The sequence below is a fragment of the Micromonospora sp. NBC_00330 genome (assembly GCF_036136635.1).
In the GTDB taxonomy this organism is placed as follows: domain Bacteria; phylum Actinomycetota; class Actinomycetes; order Mycobacteriales; family Micromonosporaceae; genus Micromonospora; species Micromonospora salmantinae.
In genome coordinates, this window is record NZ_CP108012.1 from 5,353,491 (window position 1) to 5,371,923 (window position 18,433).

At 72.7% G+C, this 18,433-nt stretch carries 17 protein-coding genes; 11 read left to right on the plus strand and 6 right to left on the minus strand.

Translation table 11 applies throughout. From position 1 onward, the window contains the following. Positions 1 to 21 precede the first annotated feature (21 nt). Positions 22 to 747, minus strand: coding sequence for a carbonic anhydrase (locus OG598_RS24220; RefSeq protein WP_328651213.1), 726 nt, complete (start codon positions 745 to 747; stop codon positions 22 to 24). Between the two features lie 226 nt (positions 748 to 973). Between OG598_RS24220 and OG598_RS24225 the strand changes: the two genes are divergently transcribed. Beyond that, positions 974 to 1,309: a helix-turn-helix transcriptional regulator gene (locus OG598_RS24225; RefSeq protein ID WP_328651214.1), complete on the plus strand. Its 336-nt coding sequence runs from the start codon at positions 974 to 976 to the stop codon at positions 1,307 to 1,309. A gap of 51 nt (positions 1,310 to 1,360) precedes the next feature. Continuing rightward, entirely contained in the window at positions 1,361 to 2,590 is a 1,230-nt protein-coding gene (mycP, locus tag OG598_RS24230; protein ID WP_328651215.1) for a type VII secretion-associated serine protease mycosin, read from the plus strand. Positions 2,591 to 2,693: 103 nt separating this feature from the next. Here mycP and OG598_RS24235 read toward each other — a convergent pair whose 3' ends face one another. From OG598_RS24235 to eccCa, 3 genes are all read right to left on the minus strand, one after another. Continuing rightward, positions 2,694 to 2,972, minus strand: a complete 279-nt coding sequence (locus tag OG598_RS24235) for a WXG100 family type VII secretion target (protein ID WP_030329555.1) — start codon at positions 2,970 to 2,972, stop codon at positions 2,694 to 2,696. 25 nt (positions 2,973 to 2,997) lie between these two features. Next, positions 2,998 to 3,306: a WXG100 family type VII secretion target gene (locus OG598_RS24240; RefSeq protein WP_030329557.1), complete on the minus strand. Its 309-nt coding sequence runs from the start codon at positions 3,304 to 3,306 to the stop codon at positions 2,998 to 3,000. 205 nt (positions 3,307 to 3,511) lie between these two features. Next, on the minus strand, positions 3,512 to 7,477 hold the full coding sequence (eccCa, locus tag OG598_RS24245) for a type VII secretion protein EccCa (protein WP_328651216.1): 3,966 nt from the start codon (positions 7,475 to 7,477) through the stop codon (positions 3,512 to 3,514). Positions 7,478 to 7,643: 166 nt separating this feature from the next. Here eccCa and eccD point away from each other — a divergent pair, with 166 nt between their 5' ends. Beyond that, on the plus strand, positions 7,644 to 9,041 hold the full coding sequence (gene eccD / locus OG598_RS24250; protein WP_328651217.1) for a type VII secretion integral membrane protein EccD: 1,398 nt from the start codon (positions 7,644 to 7,646) through the stop codon (positions 9,039 to 9,041). Positions 9,042 to 9,060: 19 nt separating this feature from the next. Here the strand turns inward: eccD and OG598_RS24255 are convergent, their stop codons facing one another. Next, entirely contained in the window at positions 9,061 to 10,248 is a 1,188-nt protein-coding gene (locus OG598_RS24255; protein ID WP_328651218.1) for a type VII secretion protein EccE, read from the minus strand. 162 nt (positions 10,249 to 10,410) lie between these two features. On the opposite strand from OG598_RS24255, the gene eccB reads away from it, so the two are divergent. From eccB to OG598_RS24295, 8 genes are all read left to right on the plus strand, one after another. Further along, positions 10,411 to 12,003 (plus strand): type VII secretion protein EccB, encoded by a 1,593-nt coding sequence (gene eccB, locus OG598_RS24260; protein WP_328651219.1) that lies wholly within the window; start codon positions 10,411 to 10,413, stop codon positions 12,001 to 12,003. Between the two features lie 46 nt (positions 12,004 to 12,049). Next, complete coding sequence (locus OG598_RS24265; RefSeq protein ID WP_328651220.1) at positions 12,050 to 12,460, plus strand: hypothetical protein; 411 nt, start codon at positions 12,050 to 12,052, stop codon at positions 12,458 to 12,460. Next, positions 12,453 to 13,748: a WXG100 family type VII secretion target gene (locus OG598_RS24270; RefSeq protein WP_328651221.1), complete on the plus strand. Its 1,296-nt coding sequence runs from the start codon at positions 12,453 to 12,455 to the stop codon at positions 13,746 to 13,748. The genes OG598_RS24265 and OG598_RS24270 overlap by 8 nt, the downstream gene beginning before the upstream one ends. A 244-nt stretch (positions 13,749 to 13,992) precedes the next feature. Continuing rightward, positions 13,993 to 14,313 carry a hypothetical protein gene (locus OG598_RS24275; RefSeq protein WP_328651222.1) on the plus strand — a complete coding sequence of 107 codons (321 nt, stop codon included), beginning with the start codon at positions 13,993 to 13,995 and terminating at the stop codon, positions 14,311 to 14,313. 157 nt (positions 14,314 to 14,470) lie between these two features. Continuing rightward, on the plus strand, positions 14,471 to 15,289 hold the full coding sequence (locus tag OG598_RS24280; RefSeq protein ID WP_328651223.1) for a hypothetical protein: 819 nt from the start codon (positions 14,471 to 14,473) through the stop codon (positions 15,287 to 15,289). Positions 15,290 to 15,348: 59 nt separating this feature from the next. Continuing rightward, entirely contained in the window at positions 15,349 to 15,690 is a 342-nt protein-coding gene (locus OG598_RS24285) for a YkvA family protein (protein ID WP_112581796.1), read from the plus strand. Positions 15,691 to 15,721: 31 nt separating this feature from the next. Next, positions 15,722 to 16,129, plus strand: a complete 408-nt coding sequence (locus tag OG598_RS24290; RefSeq protein ID WP_328651224.1) for a pyridoxamine 5'-phosphate oxidase family protein — start codon at positions 15,722 to 15,724, stop codon at positions 16,127 to 16,129. A 223-nt stretch (positions 16,130 to 16,352) separates the two neighbouring features. Further along, the gene (locus tag OG598_RS24295) at positions 16,353 to 17,000 is read left to right on the plus strand and encodes a C39 family peptidase (protein WP_328651225.1); all 648 of its coding nucleotides are present in this window, start codon (positions 16,353 to 16,355) and stop codon (positions 16,998 to 17,000) included. 10 nt (positions 17,001 to 17,010) lie between these two features. Here the strand turns inward: OG598_RS24295 and OG598_RS24300 are convergent, their stop codons facing one another. Continuing rightward, complete coding sequence (locus tag OG598_RS24300) at positions 17,011 to 18,414, minus strand: FUSC family protein (protein ID WP_328651226.1); 1,404 nt, start codon at positions 18,412 to 18,414, stop codon at positions 17,011 to 17,013. Positions 18,415 to 18,433 lie beyond the last annotated feature (19 nt).

Below are 18,433 nucleotides of genomic sequence, written 5' to 3' on the forward strand. Positions count from 1 at the left end.
CGCGGAGCGGCCCTCGACGCGTCAGACGGTGGCGGGCGCGGCCGGGTCGGTCGAGGCCGGGGTCTCCACCGTCGCGAAGCCGGCCGGCACGGCGGCCACCGGGCGCACCGCTCCGGCGGCCAGCCGGTAGGACACGCCCACCACCGCGCACCGCCCCCGCGCCACCTCGTCGGCCAGCACTGGCGACTGCCCGAGCAACGTCTCGACGGTCTGGGCGATGTGGATGTCGACGATGCCGTCGATGTCGTCCACGCCCTCGGACACGGCCCGGCGCAGGCTGGGCAGCACGGCGTCGACCACGGCGCGCAGATGGCCACTCGGTGCGGTACCGGTCGCGGCGGACTCCCGGGCGGCCTGCACCGCACCGCAGGAGTCGTGGCCGAGCACCACCACCAGCGGGGTGCCGAGCACCGTCACCGCGTACTCGACGCTGCCGAGCACCTCGGGGCCGGCGGTGTGCCCGGCGGTGCGAACCACGAACAGGTCGCCCAGGCCCCGGTCGAAGATGATCTCGGCAGCCAGTCGTGAGTCGGAGCAGCCGACGATCACCGCGAACGGGTGTTGCCCGTCGGCCACTGCGGCCCGGTGCCCGGCATCCTGGTTGGGGTGGCGTGGGGCACCATCGACGAAGCGCCGATTGCCGGCGACCAGCTCGGCGTACGCCCGGGCCGGCTCGCTGAGCGCGGTGGACCGGTCGGTGGTCCGCTGCGGACCCGGCTGACCGCCGGAGCTTCCGGTATGACTCATCCCGCACCTCGTCTCGACGCATCTGACCTGGTCAAACCGGCTCTCCGCCGGCCGGGCGGCGGGCGCTGGCTCGCGCTCCACCGTCACACGCACCGTAAGATGCGTCAAGGTATGCGTGATTTAGATTTCATACGTTGACTCCGGCCACCCCCTGGGCAATCTGTCCGGGGCAGGGCGGACCAGACTCTCGCGAGGGCAGGCGGACATCCGGAAAGGCGGTCACACGATGGCGAGCACGGTGACGGACGACACCGGCGGCGGGCGGAACTGGACGTTCCTCACCAATCACGGGCACGTCCTGCTGGCCATCGCCCGCGATCCGACCGCCCGGCTGCGCGACGTCGCGGCCGAGGTCGGGGTGACCGAACGGGCCGCGCAGGCGATCGTCGCCGACCTGGAGGCGGGCGGTTACCTGCACCGCACCCGGGTCGGGCGACGCAACGAATACACCCTCAACCCGGCCGGCCGGTTCCGGCACCCCGCTGAGGCCGACCGGCAGGTCGGCGACCTGCTCGCGCTGTTCGCCGACGCCCCCACCGCGAAGGCGGAGCCGTCAGCCTGACCCTGGTCACCGGGGGCCGCTGACCGACGGTCACGGCGGTAACCTTTGCGGGTGCGCGAATGCCCGCCGTTGAGCGCGACCCCGTCCCGCCGTGCCCTTCGCGGCGTCCTCAGTGGAACGCTGGCGGTCCTGCTCGGCGCCGGCCTGGTGGCACCCTCCCCCGCGACCGCCGCGCCGCCCCTCTGCGGTCCCACCGGCACCGACAGCCTGACCCAGATGCCGTGGGCGCTCCGCCGGCTGGAGCCCTCCTCGGCGTGGCCGCTGTCCCGGGGCGCCGGGATCACGGTGGCCGTGATCGACTCCGGAGTCTCCGCCGCCCACCCGCTCCTGAAGGGGCAGGTGCTCGAGGGTCGCGACTTCAACGGCCTACCGGCCCGCCAGGGCCAGTGCGACGAGGCCGGGCACGGCACGCTGATCGCGGGCATCATCGCGGGCCGGGAGGGCACTGTCGTCCCCTTCAGCGGCATCGCCCCGGCCGCCCGCATCCTGCCGATCCGGGTTCTTCCGCAGCTCGGCGCGGTCAACAACCCGCAACTCCCCGCGCAGATCGCCGCGGCCATCGACTGGGCTGTCGAGCAGGGCGCCGACGTGATCAACCTGTCCCTGACCACGATTCCCCGCCCCGAACTGACGGCGGCCGTCGAGCGCGCGCTGGCCAAAGGGGTGGTGCTGGTCGCCGCCGCGGGCAACCGGTCGGAAGATTCGCAGAACCTGCCGGGTTACCCGGCCGCGTACCCCGGGGTGATCGCTGTCGGCGGGGTGGACGAGCAGGGCGGCCACGTCGGCACCTCGATCAGCGGCGACTACGTCGACATCGCCGCACCCGGAATGAACATCGTCGGGCCGGCGCCCGGAAACAGCGGCTACCGCACCGTGCCGGAGGGCGGCACCAGCTACGCCGCCGCGTACGTTTCAGGAGTGGCCGCGCTGGTGCGGGCCGCCTACCCCGGTCTCGACCCGCAGCAGGTAGCGGATCGGCTGAAACGCACAGCGGACAACCCACCCGAGGGTCAGAACGCCGACATCGGGTACGGGACGATCAACCCGTACCGGGCGGTGTCGAGCCTGCTCGGCACCCGGGCGAACCCGCCTGCCGGTGCGCTCCCGGCGCCCGCCGTGCGCGACGACCCGCTGAGCTGGCAGCGCCCCACCGCGATCTGGGCTGCGGTCATCGGCGGGCTACTCGCCGTGCTGCTGCTGGTCGCGCGACCGATCATGGCCCTCGGCCGCCGACGTGACTGGCGCCCCGGTCGACGCACCGACGCGCCAACTGCCGGCTGAGAGGGGCACCGCAGCCCGGTGCCCGGCGCCTACGCCCGCCAACGCCAGACACAGAACGGCTCCGGGCCGGGCGAACCGGACCGGAGCCGCTCGTGCGAATGCCTCAGCTCCACACCTTGGAGTTGCTCATCTCCGTGGTGAGGTAGTTTTCGCGGGCGATGCCCACGGCACCGCCGATCTCGTTCAGGATCCGGTTGATGTCCCGGACCGCCGCATCCCACTTCGCCTGGTGCTGCTCGTAGGCAACCCGGTCCTCGCCGTCCCAGTGCAGCTTGGTCAGCATCGACCGCAGCGTGTCAAGCTTTTCCTCGAGGGTCTTCGAGATGGCCTGCATCTGCTGGTTGCTGCTCTCGAGGACCGCATAGTCAACTTTGATCGTCACGATTTCCTCCTCTGCCGGCTACGGATCACGGGTTGAGAGCAGAGTGGAACTTGTCCAGCATCTGCTGCTGCTCTTCGTCGTTGACCTGGTGCGTCGTACCCGACTTGTCGAGCAGGTCAGCGATGCTGTCCATCGCCGTCAGCAGTTTGACGGTGTCCTCGTTCCAGCGCGTCATCAGCGACTGGAAGCCAGTGGACGCCTGACCCTTCCACGCGATGGCCAGGTCATCGACGACGTTCCACAGCTTCTTCAGCTCGCCGTCGACCTCGCTGCGCGTGGACCGCACGTCACTCGCGGCGGTATGCAGAGTCGCAGCTTCGACCTCGAACGCCATGCTTCACACCCTTCCGTCTGTTGTGGTGGCGGCTTCGCCGCACCCCTCCCCCGCGGCAAGGCAGCAACACCCCACCGACGGACACTCCTGTGAAGACCGTAGCGGAACGTGTCCAGCCCTCGCAGCCCTGACCGGTGACGTTCGATGGATGGTGGTGAATCGGACCGGAACGGCCCACCACCCGCTACCGAACGACCGACAACGCTCAGGTCGGCTCGGACCAGGCGGTCTGAATCAGCTGCTGGCCGTCACGACGGCGAACCAGGGTGCCCCGGCCGGGCGGTTGCGGGCTCGGCCGCAACGTGCCGAAGACCGCGCCCTCCTCCCGGTTTCCGGACATCAGCAGGCCCGGCGAGTCCAACTCGCGCAGCCGTTGCAGCACCGGCTCGTACAGCGCCCTGGACACACCACCGACCCGGCGCGTGACGATCAGGTGCAGACCGATGTCGCGGGCCTGCGGCAACAGCTCGTGCAGCGCGCTCAACGGGTTGCTGCCGCCCGAGGCCACCAGGTCGTAGTCGTCCACCAGGATGTACAGGTCCGGACCCTTCCACCAGCTCCGATCACGCAGCTGGGCGGTGGTCACGTCCGGGCCGGGCAGTCGGTTGGACAGCGCGCTGCGGATCGACCCGAGCCCCTGGGCGAACGCCTGGTTCGACGGGGCGTAGTCGAGCAGGTGGTCACCCTCCACCGCCCCCAGCAGGCCACGTCGGTAGTCGGCGATCACCAGCCGGGCCTGCGCCGGCGTGTACCGCTCGGTGATCCCCCGGGCGATCAGGCGCAGCAGGTTGGTCTTGCCGCACTCCGCGTCGCCGAAGACCGTCAGGTGCGGCTCGTTGGTCAGGTCCAGGTAGACCGGCGCGAGTGCCGACTCGTTGACACCGATCGGGAGACCGGGTGCCGACCGGTCGATGATCCGGGACAGCTCCGCCACCGGCAGCCGGCGCGGCAGCAAACGCACCTTCGGCGCCGGGCGACCCGGCCAGTTCGCCGCCACGTGCCCGGCCAGGGACAGTGAGGCCTCACTCAGATCGTCGATGTCGCGACGGCCGTCGATCCGCGAGATGGCGGTGAGGAAATGCAGCTTGTCCCGGGTCAGGCCACGACCGGGCGACTTCTCCGGCACGTTGTTCGCCGCGCGGCGGTCGATCTCGGACTCCGACGCGTCGCCGAGGCGCAGCTCCAACTTGGTGCCGAGCAGATCCCGCATGTTGATCCGGATCTCCGCCCACCGTACGGCGGTGAGCACCACGTGCACACCGAAGCCGAGGCCCCGGTTGGCCAACGTGGTGATGGTCTGCTCCAGCTCCTCGTACTCCTGGCGCAGGGTGTTCCACCCGTCCACCACAAGGAACACGTCGCCGAACGGGTCGTCGGCGAACTCGCCAGCGGCCCGGCGACGGCGGTAGCTCGCCACCGAGTCGATGCCGTGCTGGGCGAAACGAGCCTCCCGTTCGTCCAGGATGGCGACCACCTCGGCCACCGTCCGACGGACCGCCTCGACGTCGCGTCGACCGGCCACCCCGGCCAGGTGCGGCAACCGCTCCATGCTGCGCAGCGCGCCCCCGCCGAAGTCCAGGCAGAAGAACTGCACCTCCCGCGGCGTGTGCGTGAGCGCCAGCGAGGCCAGCAGCGTACGCAGCATCGTGCTCTTGCCACTCATCGACCGACCGACGATGACCACGTTGCCGCCGGCGCCGGCCAGCTCGACCATCATCGGGTCCCGGCGCTGCTCGTAGGGGCGGTCCACCACGCCGACCGGCACTGTCAGTCGCCCGCGCCCGGGCCAGGAGGCGGTGCACAGCCCGTAGGTCGGGTCGACCGCCAGCGGGCCGAGCAACTCACCCAGGCCCGGCGGGTCGGCAAGCGGCGGCAGCCACACCTGGTGCGCCGGCCGGCCCCGACCCTTGAGCTGGTCGATCAGCACGTCGAGCATCGCCACGGCCTTGCCGTCGGCCGGCTGCTCCGGCTCCGGGGCGGTGGCCACCGGCGCCTGCGGGACCTGCACCGGAACGAAGTCGAGGCCGTACGGCACGATCCGGCGCTGCACCAGCGCCTGTGAGGCGGAAGCCTGCTGCCCCGGCGCCCGGTACGCCCCCGACACGTACGCGGCCCGGAACCGCAGCATGGTGCTGGTGTCCGTCTTCAGGTAGCCGTGGCCCGGCGCGTTCGGCAGCTCGTACGCGTCCGGAACACCGAGCACGATCCGGCTCTCCACAGCGGAGAACGTTCGCAGACCGATCCGGTACGACAGGTGCGTGTCGAGGCCCCGCAGCTTGCCCTCTTCGAGGCGCTGGCTGGCCAGCAGCAGGTGCACGCCGAGGGACCGACCCAACCGGCCGATCATCACGAACAGGTCGATGAAGTCCGGTTTGGCGGCGAGCAGTTCGCTGAACTCGTCACAGATGATCAACAGGCTGGGCATCGGCGCCAGCGGCTCTCCGGCCGAGCGCGCCTTCTCGTACTCGAAGCGGGAGACGTAGTTGCCGGCCGCCCGCAGCAGCTCCTGCCGGCGCACCATCTCGCCGGCGAGCGCGTCGCGCATCCGGTCGACGAGCGGCAGCTCGTCGGCCAGGTTGGTGATCACCGCGCTGGTGTGCGGCAACGCCTCCAGCGAGGCGAACGTCGCGCCGCCCTTGAAGTCGACCAGGACGAAATTCAGTTCCTCCGACGAGTGGGTCACCGCCAACGCGGCCACCACCGTACGCAGCAGCTCGCTCTTGCCGGAGCCGGTCGCACCGATCACCAGACCGTGCGGGCCCATGCCCTCGTGCGCCGACTCCTTGAAGTCGAGCTCGACCACGTTGCCGTCCGGGCCGACACCGAGCGGGATGCGCAGCCGGTCGCGGTGCCCACGCGGGCGCCAGGTGTTCTGCACGTCCACTGCCGCGGCGTCACCGACACCGAGCAGGTCCGGCAGCTCCGTGCTGCGTGCCAGCGGCTCGTCGCCGCCGGTCTGCTGTTGGGAGAGCCGGAAGGGGGCGATCTGTCGGGCCAGCCCCTCGGCGGCCTCGGCGCTGAGCCGGTCGGGCCGACCCAGCGTCGACGGCGAGCTGCCCCGGATCAGGTCGAGTGAGCCTCCGTCATTCACGTCGAGGCAGAGCAGCCAGCGGCCGGCGTCGCGCGGCACCGTCCCGGAGAGGTCGATCACCGTGGCGCCGAGCAGACCCGGGCCAACCAGCTGGCAGGTCGGCGAGATCTCCCCGCCGTCGATCACCACGACCAGGTGCGGTGCGGTGGTCAGCGGCTTGGCCTCCGGCGCGAACCGAGGCCGCCCGGCCAGCTCGGCGGCGAGCGAGGCCTCGGCCTCGGCCAGGCTGGCGAAGACCAGCCGGCGCGCGCCGGCCGCGTCCGTACGACCGCTGTGGTGGGCGTGTGGCAGCCACTTCACCCAACCCCAGGACGACTGCCGGTCGGGTGCGGCGACCACCGCGATCACCAGGTCGTCCGGTGCGTGGAAGGTGGCCAGCTGCCCCAGCGCCGCCCGGGTCAGGTCGAGCACCGGCTCGCGGTCGCCGCGCAGCACCACCCGACTGAACGCGCGCACCGACAGCGCCGTCGGCAGCTCGGGCACAGTGGAGTGTGCCCGGACGAACCGGCGAAGCGCGATGGCGCTCATCGGCTCCAGGTCCTCCACCGGCTTCGTCTCCGGCGGGACGATCTCCACGGCGAGCCGCTGCGGGCCGAGGGCGATCCGGGTCTCGCCGAAGTCGTCCTCGGTGATCCGCCGCTCCCAGAGTCGCCGGGACGCGGCGATCGACCAGAGCGCGTCGGGTTCCGGGTGCCGCCAGGCCATCGCGGCCCGCTGCTGCTCGGCGGCACGCCTGGTGCGCTTGCGCATCTGCGCCAGGTAGCGCATGTAGTCGCGGCGATCGGCGTTCAGCTCGGCCTTGTCCTTGCCACCGCTGTTGGCCAGCGAGCCGATCGCCATGCCGAGCATCGAGACACCGAACAGACCACCGGCGACGTAGGTCATCATGCCGCCGCCCTTGCCGGCGTAGAGGAACGCCATGGCGCCGACCCCGCAGAACATCGGCAGGATCATGAGCAGCTGCCCCATCCCGCGGGGCGTCGGCTCGGGCAGCTCGGGAGGCGACTCCAGCAGCACCTCGCCGCGCGGTAGGGCCGGCCCCGGCTGACGCGGGAGCCGGCGGAACACCACAGTGCTCACGGCTGTCTCCTCCCCAGAAGCGGCCCTGATGACGTGCGGCCCGCGGAACACCGCCCGCGGGTGGGCATCGTACGTGCCGTCATCGTAGGTAATCTGCCGTGTGCGCGGTGGACCCGGACCGCAGCATTCCCGCCAGCCGATCACAGACGCACACCTGGAGGCCACTGTGGCGACGAAGACGGCGACCGGTGGTCTCAGCCGGATCACCATCGTGGCTCCGCGTACCCGGATGGATCTGGCGCTGCCGTCGGACGTGCCGTTGGCCGACCTGCTCCCCACCCTGCTGCGCTACGCCGGTGAGGACATGGCCGACGAGGGTGCGCGGCACGGCGGCTGGGCACTGTCCCGGTTGGGCGGTGCGCCCCTCGACGGTGGTCGTACCGCGGCGCAGCTCAGTGTCCGCGACGGTGAGGTGCTCTACTTCAACCCCCGCTCCGACGCCGCACCGGAGATCGTCTTCGACGACGTGGTGGACGCGGTCGCCACCGCGACAAACCAGCGCCCCGGCGCCTGGCAGGTCGGCGCGACCCGCTCCTTCGCTGTGGTCTTCGCGGCGGCGGCGTTCGGCGCCGGCGCGCTGGCCGCCCTCTTCGCCGGTCCGCCGCACCTGCCCGGCGCGCTGGCCGCGTTGCTGGTCGCGGTGGCGCTGCTGGTGGGCGCCGCGGTGCTGTCCAGGGCCGCCGGTGACAGCGGCATCGGCGCGGTGCTGGCCCTGGTCGGTCTGGTGCACGCGGCCACCGGCGGCCTGCTGCTGCTCGCCGGGGATCGATCGCTGACCGACCTGGCCAGTCCGCATGTCCTGCTCGCGGCGACCGCCGCGGTGGTGGCCGGCGCGGTGGCCGTGCTGGCGGTCGGCGACCGGTACCCCCTCTTCTTCGCCGCGATCGGGGTCGCTGCCGCGACCGGCCTGGGCGCGGTGCTCTGCCTGGCCCTGGGCCTCGACGCGGCGGCCTCCGCCGCGGTGGTCGCGGCGGTCGCGTTCGGCGTGGTGCCGGCGCTGCCGATGATGGCCTACCGGCTGGCCCGGCTGCCGGTGCCGTCGATCCCGACCGGTCCGGAGGACCTGAAGACCGACAGCGAGTCGGTGGACGGCCGGCAGGTGCTCCAGCAGAGTGAGCGCGCCGACCAGTTCCTGACCGGTCTGCTGTGGACGGTGTCGCTGCTGGTGCTGGGCGCGCAATTCGTGCTGGCTCTGGACGGGCGCCTGCCCGCGGTGCTGCTGTGCCTGGTGCTGGCCCTGCTGGCGCTGCTGCGGGCCCGCCCCCTCCTGGGCCGAGCGCAGCGCACCCCGGTGCTGCTGGCCGGCACCGTGGGTCTGGGCCTGGCCGCCGCGACCACGTTCGCCGGTGGGTCGCTGCCGGTCCGGCTCGGCCTGATCCTGGGCGGTCTGGTGCTCGCCGCGGTGATCAGCCTGATCTACGGTCTGACCGTCGCCGGCAAGCGCATCTCGCCGGTCTGGGGCCGCCTGCTCGACATCGCCGAGATCCTGCTCATCATCTCGCTGGTGCCGCTCGCCTTCTGGGTCTGCGGCCTCTACGGCTGGATCGTCAACCTCCGACCCTGACCGTGGGCCGCCGCACCGGTCAGCGCGACCGCAGACCGGTGGAGACGCCCAGCGCCGACGCGACCGGGGCGGTGGCGTAGACGCCCGGGGCATGCTGACCGTCCATCGGGCGGGTGGACGCGCCCACCCGGCCGGCGACCTCACGAACCACCTTGACCAGGGCCTCGACGTGGTTGTCCATCGCCGCGACCCGCAGCAGCGGTGCCGCCACCCGACCGTCCGACGAGACGGTCACGGCCACCGTGTGCGACGGCGCCGAGGTCGCGGTGATCGCGTCCACGAGCGGGCCGAGCGGCGCGTCGAAGCGGCCCCGCAGAGCCATGCAGCGGTGCGTCCAGCCGCCGCCGCGCAACCCACGCCAATTCTCCGCAGGCGCCTCGGGCACCAGGTCCAGACCGGCTGCCGAGACGATGGCCGCGCGTAGCTCCTCCCGGCCCAGCGGGCGATGTGCCAGCCCTGCCGAGGTCAGCGCCTTGCCGAGCCGGCCGATCCCGGCCGCCACCGTCCGGTGTACGCCGGTCAACCCGCCTCCCCGGCTCACCGCCTCGACCCGGGCGTCCCGGACGGTGAGCCGCACCGCCACCCACACGGTCCGGTGCGCCGCCGGCGGCGCACCGGGTGCCGGGTACCAGACCAACGTGTGCGCGACGACCTGGGCCCGGGAGACCGGGGCGTTGAAGTCCGCGAGCACCCGCAGCGCGCGGTCCACAGCGGTGGCGTCGACGGAGCCGACCGCAGCACCGGTCGCGGACTGGAGGGCGACGGCGGCGAACCAGCCCTGGTCGTCACGCCCGATGCCGAGCCGGGTGCCCCGGTCGGTCAGCTCGATGACGCTCAGCTCTGGAGCGAGCGCAGCCAACCTCGGGTCGGTCGCCGTACCGCTGGCCAGCGCTGCGGACGCCCGCTCGCCGCGTCGCCGCAACCGCCGGCGCAGCAGCAGGTCCTCGAACCACCAGCGGCCACCCCGACGGGCGAAGGCCGCCAGGACGACGAGCAGCGCCGCGGCGCCCGCCGCGGCGAGCACCCAGCTGGGTCCGGCCGTGGCGGCCCACACGCCGACCACGCACAACTCCAGTACGACGAGCTGCCCGACCAGCACGGGGCCGACCCGCCCACGGCCGGGCCGCTCGGCCGGGGGCGCCGGCCGGGTCGGAACGTCGACAGGGTCCGTGACCGCTCGGGCGGGTGGCGCCTGAACCTGCGTCATCGCTGACTGTCCCTCCTGCACGGTACGGCTCTGCGCCGGGTCGGTCCGGTGCCGGCCACGAGCGGTGGTCCCAAGGAACCACCGTCGGCCCCTTATCGTAGGGAAGTCCGCGACGGCACCCCGACCCTGATCGTCGCGGATCCACCCCGCCGGAGGTAAGTCATGCGGACCCGCCGCGATCAGGTGCAGGCGTACCGCTTCGTCACCCGCCGCATCGTCTCCGCCTTGCTGTCGGGCGATCCGGAGACCACCAACCTGCCGATGCGACGGCTCGGCATGGCTGTCTTCGGCAGTGTCCTCACCGCTGCCATCGTGCTCGGCGGGGTGGGCGCCTACGGCCAGTTGACCGGTGGCGCGGCGCCGCTGGACGACCAGACCCTGGTCATCGAACGGGAGACCGGCGCCACGTACGTGTTCATCGAGGGCAAGCTGCACCCGACGCTCAACTACACCTCGGCGCGCCTCATCGTGAACGACGCGAGTGCCCAGGTGCGGACGATGTCCCAGGCGTCGCTGCGGGACCGGCCCCGCGGCGTCACCGTCGGCATCGTCGGGGCACCGGACGCGCTGCCGGACCGCAAGTCGCTGACCGGGCTGCCCTGGTCGGTCTGCGACGTGCCCGACCCGGTCGACAGGCAGCGGTCCAGCACCCGGCTGGTGATCGATCGCGCGCTGCCCGGCGGCACGCCGCTGGGTGACCGGGCGGTGCTGGTCTCGGTGAACGACCAGCGGTACCTGGTCACCAACAACACCCGACTCCAGCTGCTCGATCCGTCCCGCACGATCACCGCGCTGCGGATGGCCGGCACCGAGCGACTCCAGGTCGGGCAGCAACTGCTCAACGCCGTGCCGGCCGGGCCACCGCTGCGCCGGCCGTCGCTGCCCGGTGAGGGCGAGCCCAGCAGTCGCGAGGTGGCTGGGCAGTCGTACGACGTCGGTTCGGTGTTCAAGGCCGCCGGGCGGCACTACGTGCTGACCCGGGACGCTCTCGTCTCGATCAGTGAGATCACCGCTCTGCTGCTCGTCAGCAACGGCGGTCGGATCACCGACATCACCCCGAACCAGGCCAGCGAGGCGTTCGAGGAACGGCGGATCGAGGAGGAGGGGGTGCCCCCGACGATGCCCGCCCTCTACCCGGCCCAGCCCGGTCAGACCACGCTGTGCGCGACGTACCGCAAGGGCAGCGCGGGCGGCCCGCCGACCACCACCCTGGAGGTCTTCGATAGGGTGCCGAGCGAGTTGACCGACAGCGATCCGGGCCTGGTGCCGGTGCGCCAGACCAGGCGCGACGCCGTACGCACCGCCGAGGCGGTGCTGCTGCCCGGTGGCAAGGGTGTCATCGCGCAGGCCTCGCCCGGCGCCGGAACCAGCGGGTCCGGCGCCGCCGGGTCGACGATCTACCTGATCAGCCCGCAGGGCATCCGGTATCCGCTCGGCTCGGCGGAGACACTGGACGTGCTCGGCTACGGCGGGATCACCCCGCTGGCGGTGCCCGGCTCCCTGCTCGCACTGATCCCGACCGGGCCGACACTGGACCGCGAGGACGCGTTCGCGGTCTTCACTGCCGACGGGCCGACGCCGTCCGCACCACCGTCGGCCGCGCCGAGGTCGGGCTCACCATCGGCGGCGCCGCCCTCGGGCACGCCGTCCGCAGCGCCACCGTCGGGGTCGACACCGTCGAGTCCGGCCAGTGGCACCCCGTCGAGCGGCGGGACCGGCGGGGGTTCCACGGAATCGACCGGCGCCGACGGCTGAGCAGCTTCGACGGGTCGCCCGGAGTCGCACTGGTGGACTAACCTGGATGTCGCTGACGGTTGTCAACCAGAACGACGGGGATGTTGCCATGGCCGGGCGTACGGAAGTCGACCTGTTGTCCCTTGAGGACTTCCACGAGCACCTGGCGTCGCGGTTGAGCCAGACCGAGTCGGTGCTGCGCAAGCTCAACACCGAGATGCAGTGCCGTCCTCCGGCGCTGGGCTCGTTCTTCGACGCCACCGACAAGGCGCGTCGCTACAGCGAGGTCCACCAGTCCTATGTCGAGCAGGCCGAACGAATCCGGCAGGCGGTGCTGGCGGCGCAGCAGGCGACCAGCACGATCCTGAGCAACTACCGCACCGCCGAGGCGCGTAACGCGGCCAACGCCGAGGACGTCACCGCCGCGCTGACCCCTGTCGACCGCGTGTTGCAGCCGAAGGAGGACGGGCGTGTCTGACTACACCCAGCGCTACCAGGGCAACAGCCACCAGCAGCTGTACGACGGCCTGATGGCGGGCAAGCCGGAGCAGATCGAGGGCGTGGCCACCCAGTGGGCCGAGCTCAAGGGCATCCTCGACGGCCTCGGCCGGGAGCTGAGCGGCGACCTCGACAAGCTCAGCAACACGTGGACGGGCTCGGCGGGTCGGGAGTTCCACAGGCGACTCAGCTTCATCGTCGCCCACACCGACGCGTTGGGTGAGGGGATGGCCGGCGTCAAGCAGGGGTTGACCATGATGGCCGACCATCTGCGCGCCGCCCACAAGGAGGCCGAGAGCCCGGAGGAGACCGACGACAACGACAAGGCGATCGGCGGTGCGATCAAGGGTGGCGCCACCTTCGGTCTGACCGGTCTGATCGTCGGGGGCATCGCGGGTCACCAGCAGGACAAGGCCGAGCAGGAGAAGGCCCACCAGCGGATGGTGAACCTGGTGGCCGGCCTGGCCAACAGTTACGAGATGTCCGCCTACGACCGGGTGGTCGAACCGCCCCCGCCGGACCCGGACACTCCGACCACGGCGCGCAAGGATCCGACGACGCCACAGAGTGTCTCGGCCATCGCCAGGGTGTCCGGCGGTCCCGGCACCGGCGCGGACACCGCGCACACCGGTGACGCGACCATCTCGTCGCCCGACCGCGTCGCCCAACTGCCTGGCGACGGTTCGACTCCGGGCGAGGTCGGCTCGGGCACCGGTGGCAGCCCGGCTGTCGGCGCCGCGCCGATCGGCGCTGGCAGCGATCTCGCTGACCGCGGCACCTCCCTCGCCGGAGCCGACCCACTGGTCGGCGGCGCGCTGCTCGGCGGTGGTGCCGCCGGGCTGGTCGGGCTGTCCGGGCCGGCCGGCGCGCCCACTGCGGCGAGCACCGGTCCCGGCCTGCTCTACGGAGCACAGGGCGGGTCACCGGCCGGCGGGGTGTTGCGCAGCGGCGCGCTCGCGGGCTCGGGCAACGCACCCCCCACCTCGGCTCGACCGACCGGCGGCGGCGCGCCCCCGGCGGAGACCCGCGCCGCCAACGGGGTCGGGCGCAGCATCGACGGCCAACGCGGTGGGAGCGGCGGGCGCCCGGCCATGACCGGCGGCAACGCCCGACCGGGGTCCGGCGGTGGCCGCCCCGGTGTGCTCGGCGGGCAGGGTCGAGCGCAGGACGACGACTCCGACGAGCGGCTGACCTGGTTGACCGAGGACGAGATGGTGTGGCAGGGCGACGACAAGGCCGCGCCTCCGGTGCTCGGCACCGGAGACTGACCACGGCTACCGCCGGCACTCACGCACCACCGGCGGTGCCGCCCCGACGACGCGCGACGCCCCCGATCGGACCCGATCCGGTCGGGGGCGCTGCCGTTCCCGGTGCCCGACCGACGGCGTCCACAGTGCGCATGGTGGTGGCGGTCACGCCCGCGCCGTCCATCGCCGTGCTGCGGTAGGCGAGGACGGGCGATAGGTTGGTCGGGTGTCGTCCGCAGCGTGTGTCCGCCCAGCCAGGTGGGCTGTGCTGCGGTCGCTGCGGGAACTGACCCGCCTGGCGGTCACCGCGCTGGTGCTCGCGGTCGGCCTCGGTGCCGCTCTCGCCGCGACAGCACCGCCCGCCCCCACGCAGCTGCGGCCCAGTGCCGTGAGCAGCCGGGTGGCAAGTGTCAGCCCCGACGCCGGCCCGGCCAACCAGCGGGCCGCCCAGCCCGCTGAAGCCCCGCCGACTGGCACGCTCGATGCCGCCACGGCGACCGGTCCGGTCGCGGCGGGCCCGGTGCACGTCCCGGCCATCGACCCCGGCCGTGGCTCTCCCGCACGACGCGGCCCGCCCGCCCGCTGAGCCCGGCCCGGCGATCCCCGGGGCCCGATCCCGGCTGATCCTCCCGTACGGCACCTGAGTTCGCCGTCGACGGGACCATCCCGCCACCGGGCCGACCGGTGCTGCCGCGCCCTCCTGCCGCCCGTCGATACCCGCCTTCGACCGCGAGGTGCTGATCATGCAAACCATCCTCTCCGCCGTCCTGCCAGACCTTTCCCGGGCCGCCGTCATCTGGCTGAGCCTCCTCGGGGTGGTGGCCGTCGCTGTCTCCGCTCTCCTGCTGCGGCCCGGCCGGCTCCGCTTCGACCCGGGCTCCCGGATCCGCCGCGCCGCCATGCCGAGCCAACTTGAGCAGGCACAGGAGGAGCGGGAGCAGAGCCGCTACGCGCAGGAGGTCGCTGTGGCCGCGGAGCGGGCGACCACCACCGTGCGGCGCCGCCGGGCGGAGTGGGTGGCAGCGCAGGAGGCGGTCGAGGCGGCCTGGCTGGCGTACGAGGCGGCCGAGGCTGGCGTACGGCGGCTCGACGCGGCGGCCGCGATGCCGCTGCCGCAGACCACACGGACTCCCGCCGAGTACGCGGACCGCGAGCGCTACCTGCACCGCGCGGCGCTGGATGCGTACTGGCGGCGGGAGCTGTCGGTGGAGCAGCTCAGCGACGTCTTCGCGCACCGCGACGGCTGGGACCCGCGACTGCACCCGGTCGAGCAGGAGCTGGTGCTCCAGCGGGCGATCCGGGACAACCTGGCGGCCCGGCACGCCGCAGCCCGCGAGCGGGAGCAGACCGCGTGGCGGGCGGCGGAGTTGGCGGTGGCAGCGGCTCGCAGTCTGCGCGAGGAGGCGCACGCCGCGACCGGACGACGCGTCGCCGAGTCGGCGTCGGTGCTGCCGCTGAGCGAGGTTGCCCGACCGGTGGGCGCGCAGACCCGGGAGAACGTCGAGCAGACCCGGGAGAACAAGGTGACTGCACGCGGGCGCGCGACGGTGCCCGCGTTCTGAGCCGCGCGACGGTGCCCGCGTTCTGAGCCGCGCGGGCTCGGGTGGGTTAGCGTGACGGCATGTCCCGACAGGCGTGGGTCCTCGTGGTGATCGCCAGCATCCTGGCGCTCGCCACACTGGTCGGTGCCGTGGTGTTGGCGGTGCGGGTGGTGCGTACCCGGCGGCTGCTGACCGGGCTGGGCGCGGGCGGCAAGGTCGCCTTCTACGGGGCGCTGATCTACACGATCTTCCCGGTCGACGTGCTGCCGGACCCGATCTACCTGGATGACATGGGTGTCCTGGCCGCCGCGCTGATCTACCTGACCCGGCTGGTGCACCAACGTCGGGCGGCGGGTCGCCAGTTGCCCGGTCAGCCGGACGCCCCGCCGGATCGGGGCCAGGTCCGCCGCCGCGTGCCATGATCGGGGTCGGTTCGGCGGACAGGGGACGGGCATGGCAGGCGATCATCGGTTGAACGTGCACGATGAGCGGGTTGTCGCCTTCTGCGCCGAACGGCACCTGGCGACGCTGACCACCCTTCGGGCGGACGGCACCCCGCACGTCGTACCGGTCGGTGTGACTCTCGACCCGGCGGCCGGTTTGGCCCGGGTCATCACCTCCGGCGCCTCCCGAAAGGCTCGTCAGGTGGCGGCTGCCGGCGCGGCGGGCGCTGCGGTGGCCGTGTGCCACGTGGATGGCCGCCGCTGGTTGACCATCGAGGGCCGCGCGGTGCTGCGGTCGGATCCGGGCGCCGTGGCGGAGGCGGAGCGGCGGTACGCCGAGCGGTATCGAACACCGCGCCCGAATCCGGAACGGGTGGTCATCGAGATCACCGTGACCAGGCTGTTGGGCAGCCTCTGAGCTGACCGTCTGTCCCCGATGACGGGTTCGGGTCGGGCCGGGATGCCACGCGGCCCCGGTGCCCGCAGCCGGCGGAATTCTCCGTGCAGCAGAGCGGTTACGCCCTCGGTACGCCCAGGGCCGAGACCACCGATGGTCGGCCCCCGTGTTGCGCCGAGCGCCATTCCCGGTGCTGCCGCCCTCCGCCGGCCGGAGGCGCCAACCCCCGAACGGAGACTCGACCATGAACCCGATCGTCCAGAAGAGCGGTCTGTCAGTCGTCGGCCTGCTGGTCGCCGGCGGCTGCGCCCTCGGCCCGGCGGTGGCCGCGCAGGCCGCCGCCCCGGCTCATGCCTCCCCGGCCTCGTCGAGTCAGAACGACCGGGCCGCCGAGCGGATCCTCGGCGTCGACTACCAGGCCCAGCCGAACTTCTACTACTGCGGCCCGGCCGCGACCCGGATCGCGTTGTCCGCCCAGGGCAAGGCGCTGTCCCAGGACGAGGTGGCCCGGCTGCTCGGCACCACCGAGGCGGGTACCCCCTCGGCCCTGGACACGACCCGGGTGCTGAACGAGCTGACCGGCGGCAAGTACCGGACCACCGAGATCCGTGATTCGGTGGCCCGCCCCGACCAGGTCGAGCAGCTGCGCCGTGACGTGCTGGCCGCCGTGGACGCCGGTCGCCCGGTGGTGGCCAACATCAAGGGCACGACGGTGGACACCGACGGCAACCCGCACTCGTACGAGGGTGGCCACTACCTGACCCTCGTCGGCTACCGCGACGGTGGTGACACGATCCGGGTCGCCGACCCGGCCGACCCGGCGTTGGGCGAGTACTGGATGAGCCTGCCGAAGGTCGCCAACTGGATCGCCGAGCGCGGCTACTCCTCCTGATCACCACGGTTCACCGGGCCGGCCTCTCCCGTGCGGGGAGGCCGGCCCGACCGTCGTTACGGGCCCGGGCGGCGAGGTGCGCACGTCGACGGGCTCGGCCGGCTCGCGTCGGTCGGGCCCGGTGCAGTTGTCGGCGGAGCGGCGGGTGGATCTCGGCCTCGCCGGCTCCGGCTGCCCGGCGCACGATCCGGTTGGCGTCCTCGGGTTCGGAACCGGCGGCCCGGAGCAGGTCGCTGGCCGCGGTACGCAGTCCGGTGACGAGGGATTCGCCGAACGACTTGACGCCGGTCGCGGAGGCCCGCCCGGCCAACTCGGCGCACTGCTCGATCAGGCTGCGGGTGCGCCGGGGGTCGTCACCGACCCTGCACTCGACACGCATCTCCGCCACCGCCTGACCCAACCGGCCCATCGCATCCGGCAGCTCCGGCGGAATCGGCTCGTCGTACTGCAACGCGGTGGTCGACCAACGGGCCATGGCGCGGCTGTCCAGCAGCAGCCGCTCCAGGTGAGCCGCGCTGCGGGCGTAACGGTGGTACTGCTGCCGACGGTGCCAGCGCACCGGGGCGATGGTCACCACCTCCTCGGCGCCGCTGAGCGCATCGTGCAACCGGCCGAGGTCGTCGTCGGTGCCGCGGAGCCGCTCCAGGACGCCCATGGTGCCGGCGCCGTCGCGCTCGCGCAGCGCCCGCGCCAGCTCGGCGAGTTGCTCGCAGAGGATCGTGAAGATCGGTGCCGCGGCGCGGTCCAGCACCCGCATCGGGTTGATCGGCAACAGGAGCGCGACCACCACCAGGCCGACTGCCCCACCGACCAGCGCGTCGAAGATCCGGGGCACCTCCAGGCCACGTTCCATCGGGGCCAGCGTGGCGATCAGCACGGCGGTACCGCCGGCCTGACCGACCAGCGGACCACCCTTCCCCGCCACCAGCAACGCGGCGGCGATGGCCAGCCCGACCACCACGCCGGTCTGCCACGGGCCCGAGCCGAGCAGGAATCGCAGCGTGTCACCGATGACGATGCCCAGGGCCACGCCGCCCAACAGCTCGAAGGTCCGGCGGGCCCGCTGCCCGATGGCGGTGGCGATCGTGCCGACGGCGGCGGCGGGAGCGAAGACGTGCGATCCGGGGCCGAGCAGGTTCTTGGCGAGCAGGGCGGCGATGGCCGCGGCAAGCCCGGCCTGAATGGAGATCACCAGGGTGACCTCCCACTGCCGGGCCCGGATCCGGCCGGCCTGCCCACCACGGTGCCGCACCCGCCGGACCGTCCGCTCGGCGGTCTCGTCGAACCGCGACTGATCGCGGTCGGCGGTGGGGCGGTCGTCGGCCATGGCGGCGGTTACCCCGGCGGCGGCAGGGCAATCGTGGCGGCCGGGCACCAGGGCCACCGCGAGCACCACAAACACCGTCGGACGCATCGTCAACCGTAGGTTGGTG

Coding starts and splice junctions, on each gene's coding strand:
- OG598_RS24265 (WP_328651220.1), top strand. CDS start 12,050: ATGTCGCTGACGGTTGTCAACCAGAACGACGGGGATGTTGCCATGGCC.
- OG598_RS24290 (WP_328651224.1), top strand. CDS start 15,722: ATGGCAGGCGATCATCGGTTGAACGTGCACGATGAGCGGGTTGTCGCC.
- OG598_RS24295 (WP_328651225.1), top strand. CDS start 16,353: ATGAACCCGATCGTCCAGAAGAGCGGTCTGTCAGTCGTCGGCCTGCTG.
- OG598_RS24240 (WP_030329557.1), bottom strand. CDS start 3,306: ATGGCGTTCGAGGTCGAAGCTGCGACTCTGCATACCGCCGCGAGTGAC.
- OG598_RS24220 (WP_328651213.1), bottom strand. CDS start 747: ATGAGTCATACCGGAAGCTCCGGCGGTCAGCCGGGTCCGCAGCGGACC.
- OG598_RS24225 (WP_328651214.1), top strand. CDS start 974: ATGGCGAGCACGGTGACGGACGACACCGGCGGCGGGCGGAACTGGACG.
- OG598_RS24280 (WP_328651223.1), top strand. CDS start 14,471: ATGCAAACCATCCTCTCCGCCGTCCTGCCAGACCTTTCCCGGGCCGCC.
- OG598_RS24255 (WP_328651218.1), bottom strand. CDS start 10,248: ATGACGCAGGTTCAGGCGCCACCCGCCCGAGCGGTCACGGACCCTGTC.
- OG598_RS24285 (WP_112581796.1), top strand. CDS start 15,349: ATGTCCCGACAGGCGTGGGTCCTCGTGGTGATCGCCAGCATCCTGGCG.
- eccB (WP_328651219.1), top strand. CDS start 10,411: ATGCGGACCCGCCGCGATCAGGTGCAGGCGTACCGCTTCGTCACCCGC.
- OG598_RS24300 (WP_328651226.1), bottom strand. CDS start 18,414: ATGCGTCCGACGGTGTTTGTGGTGCTCGCGGTGGCCCTGGTGCCCGGC.